Source organism: Zhihengliuella sp. ISTPL4, from assembly GCF_002848265.1.
Lineage (GTDB): Bacteria > Actinomycetota > Actinomycetes > Actinomycetales > Microbacteriaceae > Microbacterium.
The window spans coordinates 2,739,116-2,753,954 of record NZ_CP025422.1 but is presented as its reverse complement, the minus strand read 5'-3'; the positions used below and the strand labels follow the sequence as shown (position 1 = coordinate 2,753,954).

General features: G+C 70.7%; 16 protein-coding genes. 10 read left to right on the top strand and 6 right to left on the bottom strand.

From position 1 onward, the window contains the following. The first annotated feature begins 7 nt into the window (after positions 1-7). The 5 genes from CYL12_RS13145 to CYL12_RS13125 are packed head-to-tail and all read left to right on the top strand — an operon-like array spanning position 8 to position 6,774. Positions 8-1,384 carry an ABC transporter substrate-binding protein gene (locus tag CYL12_RS13145; protein ID WP_158297185.1) on the top strand — a complete coding sequence of 459 codons (1,377 nt, stop codon included), beginning with the start codon at positions 8-10 and terminating at the stop codon, positions 1,382-1,384. Further along, a complete protein-coding gene (locus tag CYL12_RS13140; protein WP_101847986.1) occupies positions 1,381-2,343 on the top strand; it encodes a carbohydrate ABC transporter permease in 963 nt (320 codons plus the stop codon). The genes CYL12_RS13145 and CYL12_RS13140 overlap by 4 nt, the downstream gene beginning before the upstream one ends. Beyond that, positions 2,340-3,209 carry a carbohydrate ABC transporter permease gene (locus tag CYL12_RS13135; protein ID WP_101847985.1) on the top strand — a complete coding sequence of 290 codons (870 nt, stop codon included), beginning with the start codon at positions 2,340-2,342 and terminating at the stop codon, positions 3,207-3,209. Before CYL12_RS13140 ends, CYL12_RS13135 begins: the two co-directional genes overlap by 4 nt. Next, positions 3,206-4,594, top strand: a complete 1,389-nt coding sequence (locus tag CYL12_RS13130; protein WP_101847984.1) for a Gfo/Idh/MocA family protein — start codon at positions 3,206-3,208, stop codon at positions 4,592-4,594. The genes CYL12_RS13135 and CYL12_RS13130 overlap by 4 nt, the downstream gene beginning before the upstream one ends. Continuing rightward, positions 4,591-6,774, top strand: a complete 2,184-nt coding sequence (locus CYL12_RS13125) for an alpha-N-acetylglucosaminidase (RefSeq protein WP_101847983.1) — start codon at positions 4,591-4,593, stop codon at positions 6,772-6,774. The genes CYL12_RS13130 and CYL12_RS13125 overlap by 4 nt, the downstream gene beginning before the upstream one ends. Here CYL12_RS13125 and CYL12_RS13120 read toward each other — a convergent pair. From CYL12_RS13120 to CYL12_RS13110, 3 genes are read right to left on the bottom strand one after another with little or no spacing between them, the layout of a single operon-like run. Further along, positions 6,737-8,158 (bottom strand): MFS transporter, encoded by a 1,422-nt coding sequence (locus tag CYL12_RS13120; protein WP_101847982.1) that lies wholly within the window; start codon positions 8,156-8,158, stop codon positions 6,737-6,739. The genes CYL12_RS13125 and CYL12_RS13120 overlap by 38 nt on opposite strands. Positions 8,159-8,207: 49 nt before the next feature. Then, positions 8,208-8,567 (bottom strand): hypothetical protein, encoded by a 360-nt coding sequence (locus CYL12_RS13115; RefSeq protein ID WP_101847981.1) that lies wholly within the window; start codon positions 8,565-8,567, stop codon positions 8,208-8,210. Beyond that, positions 8,564-9,214, bottom strand: coding sequence for an acyl-CoA synthetase (locus tag CYL12_RS13110; RefSeq protein WP_101847980.1), 651 nt, complete (start codon positions 9,212-9,214; stop codon positions 8,564-8,566). The genes CYL12_RS13115 and CYL12_RS13110 overlap by 4 nt, the downstream gene beginning before the upstream one ends. Before the next feature lie 290 nt (positions 9,215-9,504). On the opposite strand from CYL12_RS13110, the gene CYL12_RS13105 reads away from it, so the two are divergent. After that, positions 9,505-10,431, top strand: a complete 927-nt coding sequence (locus CYL12_RS13105; protein ID WP_101847979.1) for a hypothetical protein — start codon at positions 9,505-9,507, stop codon at positions 10,429-10,431. On the opposite strand, the gene CYL12_RS13100 is transcribed toward CYL12_RS13105, so the two are convergent. Continuing rightward, positions 10,419-11,258 carry a sulfurtransferase gene (locus CYL12_RS13100; protein WP_101847978.1) on the bottom strand — a complete coding sequence of 280 codons (840 nt, stop codon included), beginning with the start codon at positions 11,256-11,258 and terminating at the stop codon, positions 10,419-10,421. The genes CYL12_RS13105 and CYL12_RS13100 overlap by 13 nt on opposite strands. Before the next feature lie 116 nt (positions 11,259-11,374). On the opposite strand from CYL12_RS13100, the gene ribA reads away from it, so the two are divergent. The 3 genes from ribA to CYL12_RS13085 all read left to right on the top strand — a co-directional run bounded on the left by ribA (position 11,375) and on the right by CYL12_RS13085 (position 12,925). Continuing rightward, on the top strand, positions 11,375-12,025 hold the full coding sequence (gene ribA, locus CYL12_RS13095; protein WP_101847977.1) for a GTP cyclohydrolase II: 651 nt from the start codon (positions 11,375-11,377) through the stop codon (positions 12,023-12,025). Between the two features lie 17 nt (positions 12,026-12,042). Next, positions 12,043-12,513, top strand: a complete 471-nt coding sequence (locus CYL12_RS13090) for a MarR family winged helix-turn-helix transcriptional regulator (protein ID WP_101847976.1) — start codon at positions 12,043-12,045, stop codon at positions 12,511-12,513. Between the two features lie 61 nt (positions 12,514-12,574). Further along, entirely contained in the window at positions 12,575-12,925 is a 351-nt protein-coding gene (locus CYL12_RS13085) for a helix-turn-helix domain-containing protein (RefSeq protein ID WP_101847975.1), read from the top strand. Positions 12,926-13,001: 76 nt separating this feature from the next. Here CYL12_RS13085 and CYL12_RS13080 read toward each other — a convergent pair whose 3' ends face one another. Then, positions 13,002-13,604: a ClpP family protease gene (locus CYL12_RS13080; protein WP_101847974.1), complete on the bottom strand. Its 603-nt coding sequence runs from the start codon at positions 13,602-13,604 to the stop codon at positions 13,002-13,004. Then, the gene (locus CYL12_RS13075) at positions 13,601-14,215 is read right to left on the bottom strand and encodes a ClpP family protease (RefSeq protein WP_101847973.1); all 615 of its coding nucleotides are present in this window, start codon (positions 14,213-14,215) and stop codon (positions 13,601-13,603) included. Before CYL12_RS13075 ends, CYL12_RS13080 begins: the two co-directional genes overlap by 4 nt. A gap of 136 nt (positions 14,216-14,351) precedes the next feature. Here CYL12_RS13075 and CYL12_RS13070 point away from each other — a divergent pair, with 136 nt between their 5' ends. Then, positions 14,352-14,822, top strand: coding sequence for an acyl-CoA thioesterase (locus CYL12_RS13070; RefSeq protein WP_081811533.1), 471 nt, complete (start codon positions 14,352-14,354; stop codon positions 14,820-14,822). The last annotated feature ends 17 nt before the right edge of the window (positions 14,823-14,839 follow it).

Here is a 14,839-nt window from a genome sequence, read left to right as displayed (position 1 = left end):
TGTTGACGTGACCCGTTCGTCAGTGCCGCGCATCGCGGCTCCCCTTGCGACTCTCGCCGCACTGTCCCTGCTCGCCGGTTGCTCCGCCGCGACCGACGACACCGCGTCTGACGACCGGAGCATCGTCTTCTGGACGCCGCAGACCACGCCCGAGCGACTCGCCGCGCAGGAGGCGGTGGCCGACGCCTTCACGGAGGAGACCGGTATCGCCGTGGAGGTCGTGCCGATGGCGGGCGCGGACCAGGACCAGGCACTCGTAACCGGAGCTGCCAGCGGCGACGTTCCCGATGTGATCCTGCACGCCTCCACGCAGACCGGCGCCTGGACGTCGCAAGGCCTGCTCGACACCGCGGCGGCGAGCGCCGTCGTCGACTCTCTGGACCGCGCGACCTTCAACGAGAACGCCCTCTCCGCCGTCACCATCGACGGCGAGGTCTCCGCCGTGCCCAGCGACGGCTGGTCGCACGTGATCGCCTACCGCGCCGATCTGCTCGAGGAGGCCGGGGTCGCGGTGCCGACGTCGGTCGAGGAGCTGGCCACCGCCGCCACCACGATCAAGGAGGAACTGGGGATCACCGGTCTCGCGTTCGGCACCCAGGCGGGAACCGCGTCGGCGACCGAGGGCATTCAGTCGCTGTTCCAGAGTGCCGGCTGCGAGCTCGTGGAGGACGGCGAGGTCACCGTCGACTCGGCGGCCTGCACCGCTGCGGCCGAGCAGTTCCTCACGCTGCGCAACTCCTCCACGGCCGGGGACTTCGACGTCACCAGCGCGCGGGCAGCCTACCTCAACGGCGACGCTGCCATGCTCCTGTTCTCCACGCACATCCTGGACGAGCTGGCGGGCCTGGATCCCGCGACACCGGCGACCTGCCCCGAGTGCACCGACACCCCCGACTTCCTGGCACAGAACACCGGGTTCGTGACCGTGCTCGGCGACGAACCGCGCCAGTACGGTGCCGTCCTGAGCTACGGCATCCCCACCGGCGCCGACGCGGAGGCCGCGCAGGAGTACGTCGAGTTCGTGCTCGACGAGGGCTACGCCGATACGCTGGGCGTCGCCACCGAGGGACGCATCCCGCTGCGCAACGGCAGCGCCGACGACCCCGAGGCCTTCGCCGCCGCCTGGGGCGGGCTGGGCATCGGGCCCGCCCACGACCGGACGTCGGCCGATATCTACGGCGACGAGTTCGTCGATGGCATGAGCGAGGGCATCAACTCCATCTACCTGTGGGGCATGGGCACGGACGACGCCACCCTCGCCGGGCTTGTCTCCAGCCAGGGCGTGCTGGCGAACCAGATCGAGGCGCTGTACAACGGCACCCCTGCCGCCGAGGTCACCGCCGCGATGAAGGCGGCCGTCGAGGAGGTCAAGGCGGGCCTGTGAGCACGACACCTCTGGATCATCGCCGGGAGCGGGAGCGTCATTCCCGCTCCCGGCGGGACGGCCGCAACGGCCTCCTGCTCACCGCCCCGACCTTCCTCGTCATCCTGCTGGCATCGATCATCCCGCTGCTGCTGGTGATCGTCTTCGCGTTCAGCGAGGTCCGCCTCGTCGACATCCCCCGCCTCGGCTCCGAGCCGATCGAGTGGACGCTCGACAACTTCCGCCGCGCGCTCGCGAATCCCTCCTTCTGGCAAGCGCTCGGCACGACGCTGCTCTATTCCACACTCACCATGGTGGGGTCGGTGGGGGTCGGCCTGGTGCTCGCCCTCGCTCTGCGCCGACCGTTCCGCGGTCGCGGCCTCGTCCGGGCGCTGCTCCTCGTGCCCTACGTGCTTCCCCTCATCGCCGCCGTCACGATCTGGCAGACGATGCTCAACCCGCAGTACGGCTTCGTCAACGCGTTCGGCCGGGAAGTGCTGGGCTGGGATCAGGCGATCGGCTTCCTCAACACGTCGTCCGCGCAGGTCTTCGGCGTCGCGGTGCCGCTTTCGCTGCTCGTCGTGGTGGCGTTCGAGATCTGGACGTCCGCGCCCCTCGCGTTCCTCTTCCTCACCGCGCGGCTGCAGGGCGTCTCGCCCAGCATCGAGGAAGCCGCCGCCCTGGACGGGGCCAAGCCTCGACAGATTTTGTGGAGCATCGTGATGCCGCAACTCAAGGGCGTCATTCTGCTGCTCTGCCTCCTGCGCTTCATCTGGACGTTCCAGAGCTTCAGCGAGGTGTACCTGCTCACTGAAGGAGCAGGGGGCACGCAGCTCATGGCCCTCAAGGTATATACCGAGCTGGTCACGCGCGCCGACATCGGCAGCGCCTCCGCGTACGGCCTCCTCATGTCGGTGGTCCTCGTCGCCTTGCTCACCGTGTACGTCATCGCCACCCGCAGGAAGGTCGACACCGAATGACCCGCCGTCGCTCCCCGCTGCGCCCGAGCCGTGCCGCGACCGTGGCCAGGGTCGTGCTCATCGCCGTCGCGCTCGTCGTCGCGATCGGACCGGTGCTGTACGGGTTCGTCCTGTCCGTCCGGCCGTACTCGTCGATCGTCCAGGCGCCGCTCGATCTGATCCCTGCGCTGGACGAGCTCGATTTCTCCGGATACACCACGGCCATGCTCGACCCCGATCAGGGCGGCTTCGGCCTCGGACGTTTCGTGCTCAACTCGCTGCTCGTCGGGCTGGGCACCGTGGTCCTGTCGGTCCTCGTCTCGATCCTCGGCGCCTACGCGGCCGCCCGGTTGCGCTATCGCGGCCGTCGAGGGATGAACGCGATCATCCTCGCGGTGTACCTCTTCCCGGGCATCGTGCTGTCGGTTCCGCTGTTCGTGCTGCTCGCCCGCGCCGGCCTGACCGGATCGCTGCTCGGCCTCTTCCTCGTCTACGTAGCGACTACGGTGCCCGTGTCGATCTACATGCTGCGCAACTACTTCCAGGCGCTGCCGGAGAGTGTGGAGGAGGCGGCGATCGTGGATGGCGCCTCCCTGCCACAGATGCTACGGAGCGTGGTGCTGCCGATCGCCCTCCCTGGTGTGGTCGCCACCTCGATCTACGTCTTCATGATCGCGTGGAACGAGTACTTCTACGCGCTGCTCTTCCTCGTGCGCGACCGCACACTGTGGACAGCTCCGCTCGGCATCTCGCAGCTCGCCGACTTCAACGTGCCCGTCACGGTCCTCCTCTCCGGCTCGATCGCAGTCACCGTCCCCATCGTCATCCTCTTCTTCCTCGCGCAGCGCTATCTCGTCGAGGGACTCACGGCAGGAGCCGAGAAATGAGCGCACCAGCCCGACCGCAGCGGATCGTCATCATCGGCGCCGGCGGCCGCGGCCGCGACGCCTACGGCCGCTGGGCGATCGCCCACCCCGACCGCGCGACGGTGGTCGCCGTCGCAGACCCGTCGCCCGAGCGCCGGGAGGCGCTGGCGGACGAAGCCGGCGGAGCGCGCACCTATGACGACTGGCGCGCCGTCGTCGCCGACCTCGCCGTGCTCGACGCCGACGCCGTCGTGATCGCCGTGCCCGACCGGCTGCACGTGGATGTGGCGATCGCCGTGGCAGACGCGGGCCTGCCGTTCCTGCTGGAGAAGCCCGCCGCCCCGGATCTGGAGGAGCTGCGCCGGCTCGCGCAGCACGCACGGCGGACGTCGTCGTCCCTTGCGATCGGTCACGTGCTGCGCTTCACCCCGTTCTGGCGATCGGTCAAGGCGCTCCTCGACTCCGGCGCGATCGGCCGAATGATGACCCTGGAGATCCGCGAGAACGTCGGCTACTGGCACTTCGCGCACTCATACGTGCGCGGCAACTGGCGCAGCAGTCTCACCTCGGGTCCGATGGCGTTGACGAAGACCTCGCACGACCTCGACCTCATCCGCTGGTTGGTGGGTGCACCGCCGGAGAGCGTCTACAGCATCGGCGAGCTCAGCTGGTTCCGCGCGGAGAACGCTCCCGCCGGCGCACCGGATCATTGCGTGGAGGGATGCCCTGTCGCACAGAGCTGCCCGTTCTTCGCCCCTCGCTACTACGTCGACGCCCTCGCCGGTGTCACGGGGCACCCGGTGCATTTGCTCGGCCCTGACACCTCTCCCGAAGGACGGATGCGCGCGCTCCGCGACGGCGACTACGGACGATGCGTGTATCGCAGCGACAACGACGTGGCCGACCACCAGCAGACGACGATGCGCTTCCCGGGCGGGGTCACGGGGACGCTGACCGCGTCGGCCTTCACCGCCGAGAACACTCGTCACCTCACCATCACCGGGTCTGCCGGCCAGCTCTCCGGGCACATGGAGGACGGCGAGATCGTGGTGGATCTCTTCTCCCCGACGGCGCGGATCCCGGAGGGGCTACCGCTGGACTCCCACGTGGTGCGGCCGAAGTCGCCGCTCACGCACGAGCGCCACACGTTGCGGGTGACGCTCCCGAACCCCGATCTCGGCGATCATGCCGGGCACGGGGGCGGGGACGCCGGGCTGATGGCGGCCTTCGTGGAGGCGGTGCGCCTCCGTACGGTCGGTACCGGCGAGCTGTCGTTTGAGACAGCCCTGGACAGTCACCTGATGGCATTCTGCGCCGAGGAGTCACGGCGCGCGGGCGCGCCCATCGATTTCCCCGCGTGGAGTGCCGACTTCGGGGCGCTATCCGGTGGTCGGCAGCGCGCATGAGCGGTACGGCGGCGATGCGGCGGCTGATCGCGCGTATCGGCGGCGACGCGCCGTCGGTGCGGATCGAGGACGACCCGGGAGGGGAGCCGGGCACGGCGTCCTTCCATGCGCAGGACGGCGTGCTGACCCTCCGCGGCACGGATACCCCCTCCCTGGCGAGCGCCTTCGCGCGGGCGCTGCACACGCGCGGAGAGCGGATCACGTGGGACACGCCGCGCCTGCAGGGCGTGCTCGGACCGTGGCCGGACGCCGACACGACCATACTGCGCACGCCCTTCGGCATCCGCTACTACCTGAACGTCGTGACCCACGGGTACTCGACGCCGTACTGGGACTGGGCACGCTGGGAGCGGGAACTCGACGGTATGGCTCTCCACGGCGTGACCCATCCGCTCATCCTCACCGGGTATGAGGCGGTGCTCGCCGAGACCTTTCGGCGCGCGGGCGTCGACGACGACGACGTGCGGGACTGGATCGGCGGCGCCGCGCACCTGCCGTGGCTGTCGATGGGCGGCCTGCACGGCTTCGGCGGTCCCCTGCCCGCACGCTGGGACGAGCGGCGGATCGACCTCGCGCGCCGGATCCTCGCACGAGCGCGGGAACTCGGGATGACGCCCGTGCTCCCGCTTCCGGGCGGACACGTCCCGCCGACGATCGCAGGACCGGACGCCGCGCAGATCGAGTGGCAGGGGTGGCGGACGCCGATGCTCGATCCCGCCTCCGCCGCGTTCACGCGCTTTCTCCGACTGTTCCTCGACGTCCAGCGCGAGATGCTCGGCGACCCGGGATCGGAGCCGGTCTTCGCGGTCGATCCGTACATCGAATCGCTTCCCCCGTCCGCCGATCCGGACGATCTGGCGGCGGCCGGGGCGGGTGTGCACACGGCGATCTCCGACGTCCACCCCGCGGCGACCTGGCTGCTGCAGGGCTGGCCGTTCCACTATCACCGGGCATTCTGGACGCCGGAACGGGTGGCCGCCTACCTCTCGCGCGTCCCACACGAACGCCTGCTGCTGATCGACCTGTGGGGTGAGCACGCGCCGATGTGGCGGGACGGCATGCACGGACGGCGCTGGCTGTGGACGGCGGTGCACAACTTCGGCGGCCGGTTCGCCCTCTTCGGCGATCTCCGCGGTCTGGCCAGGGACATCGGCGAGCTCCGCCGGGAGCAGCCGGACCGTCTCGAGGGCATCGGCGTGGCACCGGAGGCGATCGAGAACAACACCGTCTTCTACGAGCTCGCGGCCGACCTCGTGTGGAACGACGTCGATGTCGACGCCTGGCTTGCCGCGTTCGCCACGCAGCGGTACGGCGTGGACGTCGCCGCTGCGCGGGAAGCCTGGCGGCTGCTCGGCTCCACTCTCTACGGACGAGGGCGCACCCGTTCCATCCCGTCGCCGGTATTCGCGCGGCCGTGGAGCGCGGCGCTGCCCTTCGCCGCGCAGCGCCTGGCAGGCGAGGCACTGCCCGCCGCCCCCGCGCGTATGTCGGCGAACATCGACGCAGAAAACGACCCGTCGGTCCTCGCCGACCTTCCGTTGATCGCCCGTGCCGCCCGGTTGCTCCTTGCACTCGACGTCCCACCGGCGCACCGCTCCGTGCGCGCGCAGGATGCCGTCGAACTCACCAGTCATGTGATCGCACAGGGAACGCGACGGTGGATTCGTGGCGTGCTGCGAGCCTTCGCGGCCGGCGACGCGCCGACATTACGGCGCGAGGGAGCGGCGCTGCACGCCGACCTCCTCGCCCTCGACCGGTTGGCCGCCACCCGGCCCGAGTCCCGGGTGTCCACCTGGATCGCGCAGGCCCGCGCCTGGGGCGACACCCCGTCGGAGCGCGACCGGATGGAACGGGACGCCCGCAGCCTCGTCTCGGTGTGGGGGTACCAGGACAGCGGGCTGCACGACTACTCCGGTCGACATTGGTCCGGACTCATCCGCGACCTCTACGCCCCCCGCTGGGCGGCCTGGGTGGCGTGGCTGGCGGACGCGGTCGACCACGGCGTCGAGCCAGACGAGGCGCGGCTGCACCGGACCATCGTGGAGATCGAGGAGAGCTGGCGGAACGGGCATGGTTCCGGCGACGACGGCGCAGAGGACCCGCTGGCCGTCGTGACGGAACTGCTCCCCCTGCTCGTCCCCTTCAGCCGGAGCGCTCCTCCACCCTGTCCTTCGGCATGAACGCGGCGGCGACCAGGGTGAGGACCGCGGTCACGGCGACCGCGACGAACACCCACACCGAGGCACGGATGATCGTGTCGGGGTCGTCGGGCCCCGCACCCTGCGCGATGACCGCGTTCGAGATCGCGCCGAACACCGCCACGCCCACGGCGCTTCCCGCGGACCGTGCGAAGGCGTTCATCCCGGTCACTGCGCCCCGCTCGCCCCAGCCGACCGAGGCCTGTGCGGCGATGAGGGTCGGGGCCGCGCTCCACCCGAGCCCGAAGCCGAGGAGGAACGCGATCCCGGCGACGACGAACGGGTTGGGCCACGAGGCGACGGCGGCGAGTGCGATCGCGGCGACGGTCGTGATGCTCATGCCGATCAGGGTGGTGCGGCGGAAGCCGATGCGCAGGTACAGCCGGCCCGCGTTCGCGGCGGCGAGCGGCCAGCCGAGCGTGAGCGCGGCCACCGCGAGACCGGAGAGCAGCGGCGCGATGCCGAGCGATCCCTCGAGGTAGGCCGGGGCGAAGCTCGTCACGCCGAGCATGAGCGCCCCGATGCCCAACGACACGACGGTCGTGGTGAGGATGAGCCGACGCGTCACGAGGCGCAGATCGACGATCGGCTCGGCGACCCGGCGCTCGACGAATCCGAAGGCCACCAACGCGACCGCCCCGATGCCGAAGCAGAGGGCGCTCGGCAGGGACAGCCAGGCCCACGCGTTGCCACCCTCCAGCATGCCGAGGATGAGGGCTGTGAGCCCGATCGTGAGCAGCACGGCTCCGCCGTAGTCGATGCTGTGCCGCCGGGTCTGCTTCTGCTCCTTGTAGGTGCGCAGCAGCATCCAGCCGGCGATGAGACAGAGCGGGATGTTGATCCAGAAGATCCACCGCCAGGCGTCGAGCTGCGCGAAGACGCCGCCGAGGGCCGGGCCGACGACCGACGAGATCGCCCAGACGCTGGCCACGTATCCCTGCACCTTCGCGCGCTCCGCGACCGTGTAGATGTCGCCGACGATCGTCATCGACATCGGGGCGACCGCACCCGCGCCGAGCCCCTGGACGACGCGGAAGGCGATGAGCGCGGGCATGCTCCAGGCGAAGCCGCACAGGATCGACCCGAGCAGGAAGAGGGCGATGCCCAGGAGGATGATCGGCTTACGGCCCACCGTGTCCGCGAACCGCGAGTAGATCGGCACGCTCACCGCCTGCGCGAGCAGGTAGACCGAGAAGAGCCAGGGGAACTGCTGGTAGCTGCCGAGGTCGCGGACGATGCTGGGCACCGCTGTCGCGAGGATCGTCGCGTCGATCGCGATGAGGCCGGTGGCGAGCATGAGCGCGCCGAGGATGGGCCCCCGTTCCGATCGGAGTCCGATGGAAGCGCGGTCGACGGAGGCAGTCACTCCAGGGACAAGCGGAACGACCTCACCGATATTCCGCTTACTACCCGCATCACGACGATGCGGGTAGTCCCGGCTCCTCCGCGGTGCCGTCACCCTCGCCGTCGTCGTCCGCGTCGTACAGCACGGGACGATCGATGGTCTTCGTGACGTCGGCCGGGTCGACCGCGAGCATGAGCATCGCCAGGATCAGGAGCGTGGCGATGAACGCGCCTCCACCCACCACGAGGCTCAATGCCACGGGGGTGAGGCCCTCGTAGGTGCCGTTCGCGATGGCGGTGTTCACGCGGAGAGTGAAGGCGCCGGTGGAGACGAGCGTGACCACCATCGCGAACACGCCGCAGCCCAGCGCGATGCCGAGCAGATGGAGGGGTCGCAGGATGTCCCGCCGGGTGGGCTTGTCGTCGCTCATCGCTCTCCTCCGTGCTCCACAGGAGCCGCATCGTGCTCGGGGGCGGCAGCGACGTCATCGGCGTCCGCGCGCTTCGGGGTGAGGCCGGCGATGCCGAGGAAGACGGCGACGATGGCCGCGTACCCTCCGAACATCCCCACGCCGAGGATGATGCCGGACAGCTCGAACGTGCCCGCCTTCTCGATCGTGTACTCCTGGACGAATCCGGAGGGGATCAGCAGCAGCACGACAGCGAGGAGCACGCCGAGGGCCCCGACGGTGATCGCATCGGTGGCGAGTGCTCCGCCGGCGCGGCGGGCGCGGATGCCGGCCAGCAGCTCGATGCCTCCGCTGAGAACGCCCCAGGCGATCACGACGATGAAGAACATGTCGTCCGTACGCCAGGTGGGCACACCGCTGGCCATCCCCGCGATGACGCTCACGACGGCGAGGAGGATCGCCGGCCAGCGCGACCCCGCAGGGAACACGAGCCAGGCCGCGAGCACGTGGACGAGCGCGGTGACGAGCGCGAAGCCGCTGAACACGGCCAAGCCGATCGGCGCGGAGTGATCCGACGAGAAGGTGATCATCAGGGCGGCGACGGCCGCGAACAGCGCACGCAGCAATTGCACGTGGCGCACGGTGAACGCGCGAGCAGGGGCAGACATGACGGCCAGATCCTCCGGGGTTTCCCGACCAGTCTACGCGGGGGCGCGAACCGCAAGCGCCCGGGGATGCTCGTGAAGCCCGGCGGATCTCCCCAGATCGATTGCCGGGCTTCACGACATACGCAGCAAGGGGGGCATCACTGCGTCGGGCCGCTGTCGCAGGGTCGGGCACCCTTCCCGCGACGTCGCAGCCCCGTGACCCACTTGCCCACCCGGTCCCCTGAGGTGTGCGCGTGCGGTCTTATGCTCACTTTAGAGGTGTGTTCTTCACATACCGGGTGGGGGCTGTGATGGGTTTTGGGGACGGCGAGAAGAGAGCAGCGGCGCCGGACGCGTTCGCCGCGGCACTGCGCGACGCGATCAACGCCAAACCGGTGACGCTCTCGTGGCTGCAGCGGCAGCTCAGGGACCGGGGCAATCGGGTCTCCATGGCCACGCTCAGCTACTGGCGCTCGGGGGCGCGGCGACCGGAGGGTGCGCAGTCCCTCGCGGCCCTCGCCGATATCGAAGACCTGCTGTGCCTCGACAAGGGGGCCCTGAGCCGGCTGCTCCGCCCGAACCGGACCGGGCCCCTGGGCCCGCAGGGCTTCCCGCTGGAGCAGGTCGACATGGAGCGGGCCGTGCGTGAGGTGTACGCGGCTCTCGGAACGCCGTATCCCGACCCATCGCGAGAGCTCACCGTCCACTCCGTCACCGATGTCGGCGCCGATGGCGAGGTGTCCTCCTGCCACACCCGCAGCATCGTGCAGGCGACGACGGGAGTCATCACCGCCATCCCCGTCCTCGACCTCACGCCGGGCGTGCCAGGACCGGCGCCGCTTCTCACCGCCGTCGCGGGCGGGCGCATCACCGCGCGCTACTCCCACCCGAACGGCGAGGCACACGGCGCGCTGATCGAGCTCGACGTCCCCCTCGAGGCGCCGGACACCGCCGTGGTCGAGTGGTCGGTGCACTACGAGCCCGGCCATCCTTCGGATCGGGAGACCGGGCATGCCCTCTCCCGACAGGCGCGCGAGCTGCTGGTGTGGACGCGCTTCCACCCGGACGCCGTGCCGGACTGGTGCGACGAGGTGGTGGAGAGCGCCGAGGGCACCGTCGTCACCGCGCTCCCCCGACCTCCGGGCACGTCGGTGCATCAGGTCCGCCGGGCGTTCGGCCCCGGTGCCCTCGGCCTGCGCTGGGGGTATGGCCCGCGCGAGAGCGGTCAGCCCGGCTGATCGCCCGTCGCGACCGGACGCCCCGGGGTGTTCGACCACTGACTCCAGGAACCGGGGAAGACCCTCGCCGGGATGCCGACCTCGTGCAGGATCAAGGCCGTGTGTGCCGCCGTGACACCCGACCCGCAGTACGCCGCCACCGGCGTCCCCGCCGTGATGCCGACCTCGGCGAGCGTCGCGAGCACCGCGTCGCGGTCGCGGGTGCGCCCGTTCTCGTCGAGGTGCCGCGTGGTGGGGAGGTTCCGGGCGCCGGGGATGTGCCCGGCGATCGGGTCGAGCGGCTCGGTCTCGCCGCGGTAGCGCTCCGGGGCGCGCACGTCGAGCAGGACCCCGGTCTCCGGGAACGCCGCCGCCTCGTCGATCGAGAGCGCGTCCTCCCCGGGGTCCGTGAGCACCACGTCGCCGGTCTCCGGCACGACGTCGTCGGTCGCCAGGTCGTACCCGGCCGCGGTCCACGCCCGCAGCCCTCCGTCGAGGACGCGCACCCGGACCCCGGCCTGGCGCAGCAGCCACCAGGCCCTGGCAGCCGCGAGTCCCTTGGTGTCGTCGTAGGCGACGACGGTGTCCCCCTCGCGCACGCCCCATCGCCGGGCCGCCGCCTGCAGCGTCTCCGTCGAGGGGAGCGGGTGGCGGCCCTCGGACGGTGCTCCGGGAGTGGAGAGCTCCTGATCCAACGACGCGAACACCGCACCGGGGATGTGGCCCGAGCGATAGTCGCCGGGGCCCGCCTCGGGACGGTCGAGACGCCAGCGCACGTCGATGACCCGGATCGGGGCGGCGTCCCGGAGGAGGTCGTGGAGCTCGGTCGCGCTGACGAAGTGACTCATGGTGCGAGGCTACCGAGTCGTCCGCGACCCCCGGCAGCGGGCGTCATGGATCGACACGATCGTCACCATCCGAGGACTCGCGGGAATAGCCACGCGTCCGCGACGTTTCCCCTCACATGATTGAAACTTCAACGGTCGCCGCGGAGCGCACCCGCGTGCGGGTGCCCCTGCGCTTCGCGGACGGCTTCGCCACGACGGCGGACGTCGTGACCTTCGACGGACTCGTGGACGGACGCGAGCACCTGCTGCTCGGCCTCGGCGACTGGCAGGCCGCCCTCGCACGCGCGGCCGCCGGCGGGGACGCCCCTCTCGTGCGACCGCACAGCGAGTGCCTCACGGGGGATGTGTTCGGCTCCGAACGCTGCGACTGCGGCCCGCAGCTTCGCGAGGCGGTGGAGCGGATCGCTGCCGAGGGCGGCTTCCTCCTCTACCTGCGGCAGGAGGGCCGCGGGATCGGGCTCTACGCCAAGCTCGACGCGTACGCCCTGCAGGACGCGGGCCTCGACACGTACGAGGCGAACGTGGCCCTCGGGCGCGGCGAGGACGAGCGGGACTACACCGTCGCCGCACAGATGCTGCGAGTGATGGGTGTGGACAGCATCCGCCTCCTCAGCAACAACCCCGACAAAGCCGCGCAGCTCGACGGGCTCGGCATCCGCGTCACGGACCGGGTGCGCACGGAAGTGCACCTCTCCCCGGCCAACTCGCGCTACCTCCAGGCCAAGCGCGACCACACGGCACACACCATCGACCTGACTGCGGCGTGACCCCCGAGGAGCAGGACATGAGCGAGACGCGGCACCCGCGGCGACTCGACGACGACGAGCTCGCGACCTGGCTGCCGATCATCCGGTTCGTGCAGCTGCTGCCCCAGGTCCTCGACCGGGCGTTGAAGGACGAGGTGGGGCTGAATCACGCCCGCTACGCGATCCTCGTCACCCTCGCCGGTCAGGGCGAGGGCGCCGTCACCATGACCGAGCTCGCGCGCATCGCGGGACTCAGCCGGTCACGGCTGAGCCATGCCCTGGACTCCCTCGAGGAGCGCGGCTGGGTCGAGCGGACATCGTGCAGCACGGACAAGCGGACCCTCTCGGCAACGCTGACTCCCGCCGGCCGGGAGATGCTCCGGGCGGCCGCGCCCGTCCACGTGGCCCAGATCCGCGAACTCATCCTCGACCCGCTCGCCGCGGAGGACCGGCAGCGGCTGCAGGACATCCTGGGCACCCTGCTCCCCGGCGTCACGGCCGCGCTCTGACCGCGTTCTGCTCTGAGCAGAACGTCTCGATCGCTCCGCAGGTGGCGGCTTATCGTGAGGCATGGCCGACATCGTCCCGTTCCCCCGCGCCCCGCGTCCCGTCCGTCCGCCGTCGAACGGCCCAGAACCACTCTGGCGCGAGCTGCTCGGCGATCAGCTCCGGCGACGGCGTCATGACCGCGGCGAGACGCTCACCGAGACCGCGGAGAAGGCCGGGGTCTCACCGCAGTACCTCTCCGAAGTCGAGCGCGGGCGGAAGGAGCCGTCCAGCGAGATGATCGCCGCGATAGCCGGAGCCCTGGACGCCACCCTCATCGAGCTCACGAGCGCGGTCGCGGACGAGCTGCGTCAGGCCGCCCCCGCCGCGGCTGCGGTGCCCGCCTCCCGCGGCGCCTTCGCCCTCGCCGCCTGACCCCGTCCGCGTTCACCTGCACGACCGGAGTCCGGGTGCACGACGGATTCCCGGAACCGGTCGTGCACCCGTCACCTCATCGTGCATCCGGATCGCGGGGGCCGAGCACGGTGTCGATGAGGCCGTACTCGAGAGCGGCGGCAGCCGTGAAGACCCGGTCGCGGTCGGTGTCGGCGCGGAGCTCCGCGAGGGAGCGGCCGGTGTGCCGACCCAGGATCGTCTCCATGTCCGCGCGCACCCGCACGACCTCGTCGGCCGCGAGGATGAGGTCCGGGATGGCGCCGCGCGACTGCCCGGCCGGCTGATGCAGCACGATGCGCGCGTGGGCGAGGGCCGCCCGCTCCCCCGGCGCTCCCGCCGCCACGAGCAGCGCCGCCGGGCCGATGGCCTGCCCGACGCACGTCGTCGCGATCCGGGGACGGATGTGCTGCATGGTGTCATAGATCGCCAGGGCGGCACCGGGGTCGCCGCCCTCGCTGTTGATGTAGAACTGGACGCCGGTCTCCGGGCTGTCCGCGTCGAGGTGCAGCAGCTGCGCGATGAGGGCGTTCGCGACTCCCGCGTCGATGCCGGTGCCGAGATAGATGACGCGCTCAGCGAGCAGATGCGAGTACACGTCCATGACGCGCTCGCCGCGCGGATGCTGCGCGATGACGTTCGGGATCGTGTAGCTGCTCATGCGTCCGCCCCCAGCCCCACGCGCGCACGACGACGCGGCATGATCTCCGCCGCGGACTGCACGATCTCATCGATGAACCCGTACCCCTGCGCCTCGGCGGCGGTGTACCAGCGGTCGTGCAGCGAGTCCTCGAAGATCCGCACGATCGGCTGGCCGGTGTCGTCCGCGATCAGCCCGAGGACGGTGTCGCGCATGTGCCGGAGGTCGTCGGCCTGCGCCTCGATCTCCACCGCCGATCCGCCGATGCCGGCCGACCCCTGGTGCATGAGGATGCGCGCGTGCGGCAACGCGCGCCGCTTGCCCTTCGTCCCCGCGGAGAGCAGGAACTGCCCCGCACTGCAGGCGAGGCCGAGGGCGAGGGTGGAGACGTCGTTCGGGATGATCCGCATGAGGTCGCGGATCGCCAGCATCGACGGTACGGATCCGCCGGGTGAGTGGATCCAGAGGGCGATGTCCGCCGCCGGGTCCTCGGCGGAGAGGCTGAGGAGCTGCGTCATCAGCAGGGTGCCGTTGTCGTCGTCGAGGGCGCCGTCGAGGACGAGCACCCGCTCGTGGAACAGGGCGCGCCGGGCTTCCGGGCCGAACTGCGGGAGAGGGTTGTCTTCGCTCATGACCCCAGCATCCGGCTCCCGCTGCGACCGCGGGAGCGAATCCGCCCGGAGCAGATCCGCTGTGGGCGGCGGCGCGTGCACCCGCTGGAAAACGCGGCGTAACACCGCCGACGCACGACCCGCCTAGCCTCGGGGCATGGCGAAACAGAAAGCACCCGCATGGCAGTCCGAGGACGGCCTGAACTTCCGCACCCGCAAGTGGGTGCGCCCGGAGGACCTCAACGCGAACGGCACGCTGTTCGGCGGGAGCCTGTTGAAGTGGATCGACGAGGAGGCCGCGATCTACGCGATCGTGCAGCTCGGCAACTACCGCGTCGTCACCCGGCACATCTCCGCGATCACGTTCGAGGCGTCGGCGGTGCAGGGCGACCTCATCGAGATCGGGCTGCAGGCCACCCGTTTCGGCACCACCTCGCTCACGATGCGGGCCGTCGCTCGCAACATGATCACGCGCAAGCGCATCCTCACCATCGACGAGATCGTGTTCGTCAGCATCGGCGAGGACGGCCTGCCCACCCCGCACGGCTATGACGAGATCACCTACGACCGCGACCGCATGCCCACCGAGCGCATCGCGACCGGCACGATCCCCCTCCCGAAGCGCTGATCCGCACTCGCCGACCC

Bases quoted from the DNA above. Each gene is read 5' to 3' on its own strand.
- CYL12_RS13105 (WP_101847979.1), top strand. From the start codon at position 9,505: ATGGGTTTTGGGGACGGCGAGAAGAGAGCAGCGGCGCCGGACGCGTTC.
- CYL12_RS13125 (WP_101847983.1), top strand. From the start codon at position 4,591: ATGAGCGGTACGGCGGCGATGCGGCGGCTGATCGCGCGTATCGGCGGC.
- CYL12_RS13070 (WP_081811533.1), top strand. From the start codon at position 14,352: ATGGCGAAACAGAAAGCACCCGCATGGCAGTCCGAGGACGGCCTGAAC.
- CYL12_RS13075 (WP_101847973.1), bottom strand. From the start codon at position 14,215: ATGAGCGAAGACAACCCTCTCCCGCAGTTCGGCCCGGAAGCCCGGCGC.
- CYL12_RS13090 (WP_101847976.1), top strand. From the start codon at position 12,043: ATGAGCGAGACGCGGCACCCGCGGCGACTCGACGACGACGAGCTCGCG.
- CYL12_RS13110 (WP_101847980.1), bottom strand. From the start codon at position 9,214: ATGTCTGCCCCTGCTCGCGCGTTCACCGTGCGCCACGTGCAATTGCTG.
- CYL12_RS13130 (WP_101847984.1), top strand. From the start codon at position 3,206: ATGAGCGCACCAGCCCGACCGCAGCGGATCGTCATCATCGGCGCCGGC.
- CYL12_RS13080 (WP_101847974.1), bottom strand. From the start codon at position 13,604: ATGAGCAGCTACACGATCCCGAACGTCATCGCGCAGCATCCGCGCGGC.
- CYL12_RS13115 (WP_101847981.1), bottom strand. From the start codon at position 8,567: ATGAGCGACGACAAGCCCACCCGGCGGGACATCCTGCGACCCCTCCAT.
- ribA (WP_101847977.1), top strand. From the start codon at position 11,375: ATGATTGAAACTTCAACGGTCGCCGCGGAGCGCACCCGCGTGCGGGTG.
- CYL12_RS13100 (WP_101847978.1), bottom strand. From the start codon at position 11,258: ATGAGTCACTTCGTCAGCGCGACCGAGCTCCACGACCTCCTCCGGGAC.
- CYL12_RS13135 (WP_101847985.1), top strand. From the start codon at position 2,340: ATGACCCGCCGTCGCTCCCCGCTGCGCCCGAGCCGTGCCGCGACCGTG.
- CYL12_RS13085 (WP_101847975.1), top strand. From the start codon at position 12,575: ATGGCCGACATCGTCCCGTTCCCCCGCGCCCCGCGTCCCGTCCGTCCG.